This is a genomic window from Streptomyces populi, assembly GCF_002911015.1.
In the GTDB taxonomy this organism is placed as follows: domain Bacteria; phylum Actinomycetota; class Actinomycetes; order Streptomycetales; family Streptomycetaceae; genus Streptomyces; species Streptomyces populi.
This window is the reverse complement of sequence record NZ_KZ626935.1, coordinates 23,910-31,579: the sequence shown is the minus strand read 5'-3', so window position 1 is coordinate 31,579 and position 7,670 is coordinate 23,910. Positions and strand designations below refer to the sequence as shown.

At 72.8% G+C, this 7,670-nt stretch carries 4 protein-coding genes; 3 read left to right on the top strand and 1 reads right to left on the bottom strand.

What is annotated here, in order from left to right:
* Window positions 1–1,092: 1,092 nt before the first annotated feature.
* From CW362_RS43525 to glgB, 3 genes are all read left to right on the top strand, one after another.
* Window positions 1,093–1,266, top strand: coding sequence for a hypothetical protein (locus CW362_RS43525; protein ID WP_162684308.1), 174 nt, complete (start codon window positions 1,093–1,095; stop codon window positions 1,264–1,266).
* 183 nt (window positions 1,267–1,449) lie between these two features.
* The gene (locus CW362_RS33115; RefSeq protein ID WP_103553300.1) at window positions 1,450–2,856 is read left to right on the top strand and encodes a maltokinase N-terminal cap-like domain-containing protein; all 1,407 of its coding nucleotides are present in this window, start codon (window positions 1,450–1,452) and stop codon (window positions 2,854–2,856) included.
* 272 nt (window positions 2,857–3,128) lie between these two features.
* Window positions 3,129–5,318, top strand: a complete 2,190-nt coding sequence (glgB, locus tag CW362_RS33110; RefSeq protein WP_338069091.1) for a 1,4-alpha-glucan branching enzyme — start codon at window positions 3,129–3,131, stop codon at window positions 5,316–5,318.
* A gap of 52 nt (window positions 5,319–5,370) precedes the next feature.
* Here glgB and CW362_RS33105 read toward each other — a convergent pair whose 3' ends face one another.
* Entirely contained in the window at window positions 5,371–7,626 is a 2,256-nt protein-coding gene (locus CW362_RS33105; RefSeq protein ID WP_103553304.1) for a HelD family protein, read from the bottom strand.
* Between the last annotated feature and the right edge of the window lie 44 nt (window positions 7,627–7,670).

Genomic DNA, 7,670 nt, shown 5'->3' with positions numbered 1-7,670 from the left:
TCCCCGCCATCGGCGAACTCCCCTACCTCCTCACCCTCGCCGGCCACGGCTTCTACTGGTTCCGGCTCCGGAAGGAAGCCGTCTAGCGAGCCGTCCGGACACCGTCCGGACCCCCCGACCGGGTGTCCGGACAGGGACGTCGACACCGGGCCGGGACCGATGCCGTGAGCGGCCGGTCACCGACGGCCCGGTTCGACGAGCGCCGGGGTGCGACGGCCCGCGCCACGCACCCGGTCCGCCCCGCCCGCTCCGGGGACCGGCCGACGTCTCGACCGTGCACCCAACTCGGCCTGACGACAGGCTGGTTGGCTGATTCTCACTCCTCGGGCACTCCATGAGCCGACGGAACTCCCGGCACGGAGCGGCAGTTCGACACCCTCCGCATGCGGACACACCCCCCGGAAGCCGCAATGACGGCATCTCGCCACCTTCGAACCACTCGTTCATCACGTTCCGGTAACGCGACCTCCACACTTCGTCCACATGCTTCCCAGCATCCGCACACACCTCTAGTCTGATCTTGGCCACCTCGACGGAGGCCACTCCCTGGGGGGGAGTTCACGGCATGCACACAGCGCGGGAGTGGATGAGATTGCCCAGGTCAGGCACCGCTTCATAGCGGCTCACCGTCCCGGCGGACCGACACCCCGTACCAACGGGCGGCCTCACGGCCGACCGGCCGCCGACCCGACGTTGTGCGCGTCCCGTGAAGACCGCGGCGACGGGACGATCCGGGAACCCGCTCCGCATCCCGGGTGACGGGCCCGTCCCGTCGCCGCCCTTCCGACCCGCACTCGGACACGGAGGTCCCGCGGACTCCGCGGCTCTCCCCCATGACCGGCGCGGGGAATTCGTAAGCCCCTGAGCGAAATTCCCCGCGCCACCCCCCGATGGCCCCTCGGCCACGCACCCCGCGAAGCCCGCGGGCCCGAACGCGTCCGCGGGGGACAACAGTTGAAGCCGGCACCGGCAGTACGCGAAGCGACGGGGGCTCCCGAGGAGACACCGGCCGCCCGGCAGCCGCCCGGACGAGCCGGAACGCCAGGTCGCCCAAAGGTCACGGCGGAGGTCGGGCGGGTCGAGGGAACGGCCGTGCTGAAGGCGGCGGCCGACCGCAAGGGCGACTCCGCGGAGCACGAGGTCCGGCTCACGCCCGACAAGTCGGGCGACAGGATCTCCAAGGAGCACACGAAGGACATCCGTCTCACCATCGCCTGCACCACCGTCCGACCCCGGTCCGGTCCCACGCGCCACGCACGGCCGTGAGTGAACGGCGCGAGGGTGTCCAGGTCTGGTGCCACACACCGGAATTGGGCACCCTTGTGCCGTGTCCGCAGGAAATCTCCCGGACCCATTCGACCGAAAAGGCCCCCGGGCCGGGCGGTTTCCACGGCTGTGTCCGGGGCACGCATCAGTAATCCCCCGACCCCCGGGGAAAGGACGCGACCCATGTCGGAAGCCGTCACACGCACCGCACCCCCTGGTCCCGGCCTTCTGGCGTCCCTGGATCCACTGCTGCGCGACTGGCTGCCGCGACAGCGCTGGTTCGCCGGCAAGGGACGACCCGTCACCGGACTCTCACTGGTCACCGCCACCGAGTTGCTGCCGGCGAGCGGTCCGCTCGGCCTCTACCACCTGCTGACACGGACCCATCAGCCGCCCGTGCCGGGCGCCCCGTCCGTCCCGGGCGACTGCTACCAGTTACTGATCGGCGTCCGCGAGGCGCTGCCGCCCCGGCTGGCGCCGGCACTGATCGGACACCTGACCGAGGGACCGCTCGCCGGACGCACGGTCTACGAGGCCCTGTACGACCCCCAGCCCGCCGATGTGCTCCTGGAGGCCCTGCGCTCCCGGGCCCGCATCGACGGGCTGTGTTTCGAGCGGGACACCGGGCAGCGGATACGGCCCGGTCTGGTGCCGCGGATGGTGACCGCCGAGCAGTCCAACTCCTCGGTGGTCTACGGGGACACGTTCATCCTGAAGCTGCTGCGCCGGATCGTGCCCGGGATCAACCCCGACCTCGAACTGCCGCTGGCCCTGGCCCGGGAGGGCTGCGCCCGGGTTCCGGCGCCCACCGCCTGGATGCGCACCGAGCTGTCCGGGCGGCCGTACGTCCTGGGCGTGCTCCAGCCGTTCGTGCAGGGCGCTTCGGACGGCTGGGAGCTGGCGCTGCGCGAGCTCGCCAAGGGCGAGGACTTCGCCGCAGAGGCACGGGCGCTGGGACGCGCCACCGCCGAGGTGCACACGGCTCTCGCCCGCGCGCTGCCCGTGGTGTCCCTGGGCCAGGCCCAGTTGCGGCCGCTGGTCGACGCCATGACCGAGCGGCTGGAGGCCGCCGCGCGGGCGGTGCCCGTGCTCCGGCCCCACGCACCCGGTCTGCGGACCGCGTTCGAGGCGCTGGCCGGTCTGTCCGCCGAGGGGCACACGTGGACGGCCCAGCGCGTCCACGGCGATCTGCACCTCGGCCAGTGCCTGCGCTCCCCCGACGGACAGTGGTCGCTCATCGACTTCGAGGGCGAACCGTCGAAACCGCTCGCCGAGCGCCGCATGCCCCAGCCCCCGGCACGCGACATCGCGGGCATGCTCCGCTCCTTCGACTACGCGGCCCACTCCGTCCCCCCTGTGCCCGGCACCACGGTCGCGCCCCCGGCGTCCGGCTGGGCCGACGCCTGCCGGGCCGCCTACTGCACCGGATACGCCGAGGTCAACGGCCTCGACCCACGCACGGATCCCGTACTGCTGCGCGCCTTCGAGACGGACAAGGCGGTGTACGAGGTCGTGTACGAGGCCCGGCACCGCCCGGACTGGCTGCCGGTTCCGCTGGCGGCGGTACGGCGGCTGGCCGCGTCGTCCTGATCCCCCTGTGACCCGCCCCAGCTCACCCGCCCGAGGAGGCCCCGCCCGTGACGCCCCGCCCCCGGTCCGAGGACACACCGAAGAAGAACAGCGCGAAGAAACCGGCCGCCGAGAAGAGGACGCCCGCCGAGCGTCCGGCGGCCGGGAGGAAGGCGGCCGGGAAGGCACCGTCCGAAAGGGCGGCCGGGGGCCGGGAGACGGCCGGTCCCGTGCCGGCCGGGAGCCGTACCCAGGAGCCCGGGAACGGTCCCGTGCCGGCCGGGAGCGGACCCGTGCACGCCGCTGTCGGTCCGGCGGACCGGCAGCGGCTGCTCGACGGTACGCATCACGATCCGCACGGAGTGCTGGGGGCCCACCCGGTGGCGGGCGGCGTCGCCTTCCGGGCCTTCCGGCCCTACGCGCTCGGGGTCACCGTCGTCACGGAGGACCTGCGCGCGGAACTGCGTGACGACGGGGACGGCTTCTTCTCGGGGCTGCTGCCGCTGCGCGCGGTCCCGGACGCGTACCGGCTGCTCGTGACCTACGGGGAAACGGTGCTGGAGACCGAGGACGCGTACCGGTTCCTGCCCGCGCTCGGTGAGCTGGACCTGCATCTGATCGGCGAGGGCCGGCACGAGGAGCTGTGGCGGGCGCTCGGCGCCGAACCGATGGAGCACCAGGGCGTCACCGGCACCCGCTTCACCGTGTGGGCGCCGAACGCGCGCGGTGTCCGGGTGGCCGGCACCTTCAACTTCTGGGACGGCGCGGGACATCCGATGCGGTCGCTGGGCTCCTCCGGGGTGTGGGAGCTGTTCGTTCCGGCGATCGGCGAGGGCGAGCTGTACAAGTTCGACATCACGCGTCCCGACGGCTCCCGCACGCTGCGCGCCGACCCGATGGCCCGCCGCACCGAGGCACCGCCCGCCACCTCCTCGATCGTCCACGCGTCCCACCACGAGTGGCGGGACGCGGAGTGGATGGCGAAGAGGGCCGACCGGCCGGTCCACGAGGCGCCGTTCTCGGTGTACGAGGTCCATCTGCCCTCCTGGCGACCTGGTCTGACCTATCGTCAGCTCGCCGACCAGCTCCCCGCGTACGTGCGGGACCTCGGCTTCACCCACGTCGAACTGATGCCCGTCGCCGAGCACCCCTTCGGCGGCTCCTGGGGCTACCAGGTCACCGGCTTCTACGCCCCCACCGCCCGCCTCGGCACCCCCGACGACTTCAAGCACCTGGTCGACGCCCTCCACCGCGCCGGGATCGGCGTCCTCATGGACTGGGTCCCCGCCCACTTCCCCCGGGACGAGTGGGCCCTGGCCGAGTTCGACGGCCGCCCGCTCTACGAGCACTCCGACCCGCTCCGGGCCGCCCATCCCGACTGGGGCACCCTGGAGTTCGACTACGGCCGCCGCGAGGTCCGCAACTTCCTCGTCGCCAACGCCACCTACTGGTGCGAGGAGTTCCACATCGACGGCCTGCGCGTCGACGCCGTCGCCTCCATGCTCTACCTCGACTACTCCCGCGAAGACGGCCGGTGGACCCCCAACGAACACGGCGGCCGCGAGAACCTGGACGCGGTCGCCTTCCTCCAGGAGATGAACGCCACCGTCTACCGCCGCAACCCCGGGATCGTCACGATCGCCGAGGAGTCCACCGCCTGGGACGGCGTCACCCGGGCCACCCATCACACCGGCCCCGGCGGCTTCGGCGGCCTGGGGTTCGGGCTGAAGTGGAACATGGGCTGGATGCACGACTCGCTGGACTACGTGTCCCACGAGCCCGTGCACCGCAAGTACCACCACGACGAGATGACCTTCTCGATGGTGTACGCCTACAGCGAGAACTACGTCCTGCCGATCTCCCACGACGAGGTCGTGCACGGCAAGCGCTCACTCGTCTCCAAGATGCCCGGCGACTGGTGGCAGCAGCGCGCGAACCTGCGCGCCTACCTCGCCTTCATGTGGGCCCACCCCGGCAAGCAGCTCCTCTTCATGGGACAGGAGTTCGCCCAGGGCGCCGAGTGGTCCGAGGCGCACGGCCCGGACTGGTGGCTGCTCGACCCCGCCTACGGCGCCGAGGCCGACCACCGGGGCACCCGGGACCTCGTCCGCGACCTCAACACCCTCTACCGCGGCGAACCCGCGCTGTGGGAACGCGACACCGACCCGTCCGGGTTCGCCTGGATCACCGGTGACTCGGCCGACGACAACGTCTTCGCCTTCCTGCGCCACGCGGCCGACGGCACCCCGCTCCTCGCCGTCTCCCACTTCTCCCCCGCCGTACGCCACGGCTACCGCCTCGGCGTCCCCGAGGACGTCCCCGCCTGGCACGAGGTCCTCAACACCGACGACCTGCGCTACGGCGGCAGCGACGTCACCAACCCCGACCCCGTCAAGCCCGAACCCACCGGCCGGCACGGCCGCCCGGCCAGTGTCCAGCTGACCCTGCCACCCCTCGCGACGGTGTGGCTGCGTCCCGCCTAGCGGCGCGCGCCCGGTCCCCGGCGGCACCCGTGCCGGGGACCGGGCGGGTCCGTCACTCCAGCCCGGTGCCCCTCAGCGACGCGGGCAGCTCACCGGTGTACAGGACGCCCAGCGCCTGGGTGGCCCGGGTCAGGGCCACGTACAGGTCGCTCGTCCCGTACGCCGCGGGCTCGACCACCAGGACGGAGTCGAACTCCAGCCCCTTGGCCTGCCGGGGGTCGAGGAGCACCACCGCCCGGGTGAGGTCGGGCTCCCGGCCCGCCGTCACCCCGTCCAGCCGGGCGGCGAGCGCGGGGTGCAGGGCCTTCGGCGCGACGACGGCGAGCCGCCCCTCGGCCGGGGTCAGTTCGGCCACGGCCTCGGCGACCGCGCCGGGCAGGTCGTCCCCGGCCTCCCGCGCCCAGGGCCGTACCCCGGTGGACCGGACGGAGCGCGGCGGCTCGAACCCGGGGCGCTCGGCCCGCACCACACCGGCGGCGACGTCCATGATCTCGGCCGGGGTGCGGTAGTTGACGCCGAGCCGGGTGTGCTCCCAGCGGTCCTGCACGTAGGGGGCGAGGATCTCCTCCCACGAGCCGACCCCCGCCGCCTCGGCGGTCTGCGCGGGATCGCCGACGAGCGTCATCGACCGCGTGGGGCTGCGGCGCATCAGCAGCCGCCACGCCATCGGTGACAGCTCCTGCGCCTCGTCGACGATGATGTGCCCGAAGGCCCAGGTCCGATCGGCGGCGGCGCGCTCGGCGGCGCTGCGGTGGTCGTCCTCCTCGTGCCGCTCGGCCATCCGCTCGGCGTCGATGATGTCGTGCGCGGACAGGACCTCCGCGTCCTCCTCTTCCTTGTCCTCGAACTCGTACGTCCGCGAGGCGTAGGAGACGTCCAGCACGCCCTGCGCGTAGGCGACCTGGGTACGGCGTTCCCGGTCGGCCAGCGCCCGCGCGACCCGGTCGTCCTCACCGAGCAGTTCGGCGGCCTCGTCGAGGAGGGGGACGTCCGCGGGGGTCCAGTCCGCGGGGCCGGTCGACGGGCGGCGGATCGCCGCCGCGTCCTCGTCCGGGACATGGCCGTCCGGGTCCGCCAGGAAGTCGGCGACCAGGCGCTGCGGGGTCAGTCTCGGCCACAACTGGTCGACGGCCGACCAGACTTCGGGGTTCTCGGCGAGTTCGTCGCGGATCTGGGTGATGTCGCTCGGGTCGAGGAGGTTGGAGCCGTCGAAGGGGTCCGTGCCGATGCGTTCGGCGAGCATGTCGGTGAGCGTGTTGAGGATGTGGCCCTCGAAGTGCTCGCGGGCCACGTTGTGGGGCAGGCCGGCCGCGCGGGTGCGTTCCCGGGCGACCCGGACGAGTCCCGCGTCGAGCATGAGCACGTCCCGGTCGTGCTCGATGGCGATCACCGGGTCGGGCAGGGCCTGCCGTTCCCGGACGACCCCGGCGAGCACCTCGGCCATGCCGGCGCGGCCCTTCACGGCGGCCGCCTCCGGTGTGTCGACGGCTCTCGCGTGGACGCCGGGAAAGAGCTCGCCGACGGTCGAGAGCAGCACCCCGGTCTCGCCGAGCGCGGGCAGCACCTCGCCGATGTAGCCGAGGAAGGCCGGGTTGGGTCCGACGATCAGGACGGCCCGCTTGGCGAGCAGCTCGCGGTGTTCGTAGAGCAGGTACGCGGCGCGGTGCAGGGCGACGGCCGTCTTGCCGGTGCCGGGGCCGCCCTCGACGACCATGACGCCCCGGTGCGGGGCGCGGATGATCCGGTCCTGCTCGGCCTGGATGGTCTGCACGATGTCGCTCATCCGGCCGGTGCGGGCCGAGTTGAGCGCCGCGAGCAGCACGGCGTCCCCGGACGGGTCCTCGTGGCCGGTGCGCTCGCGGTCGCCGAGGTCGAGGATCTCGTCGTGCAGGTCGGTGACGTGCCGGCCCGCGGTGGCGATGTGCCGCCGCCTGCGCAGGCCCATCGGGGTGTGACCGGTGGCCAGGTAGAAGGGGCGGGCGACCGGGGCCCGCCAGTCGATGAGGACCGGGGTGCGTTCGAGGTCGTCGGCGCGGATGCCGATCCGGCCGATGTGGTGGGTGACGCCCGCGGCGGGCCCGCCCTCCACGGGTGACAGGTCGATGCGGCCGAAGCAGAGCGAGCCGTCCACGGCGTTCAGCGCGGCCAGCAGTCCCGAGCGTTCGGCGACCAGGATGTCCCGTTCGAGCCGGGCCTGCCTGGGCGTGTCGCCCTGGGCGAGCGCGTCCCCGACGGAGACCTCGGTGGCATCGCGCAGGGCGTCCACACGCGCGTACAACCCGTCGATGAATTCCTGCTCACTTCGCAGTTCATCGTCGGGGAATTCTGTGTGCGGTCCCTTGTTTGACAATT

Excerpts from the sequence above, each read along its gene's own strand:
- CW362_RS33115 (WP_103553300.1), top strand. The coding sequence starts at position 1,450 with ATGTCGGAAGCCGTCACACGCACCGCACCCCCTGGTCCCGGCCTTCTG.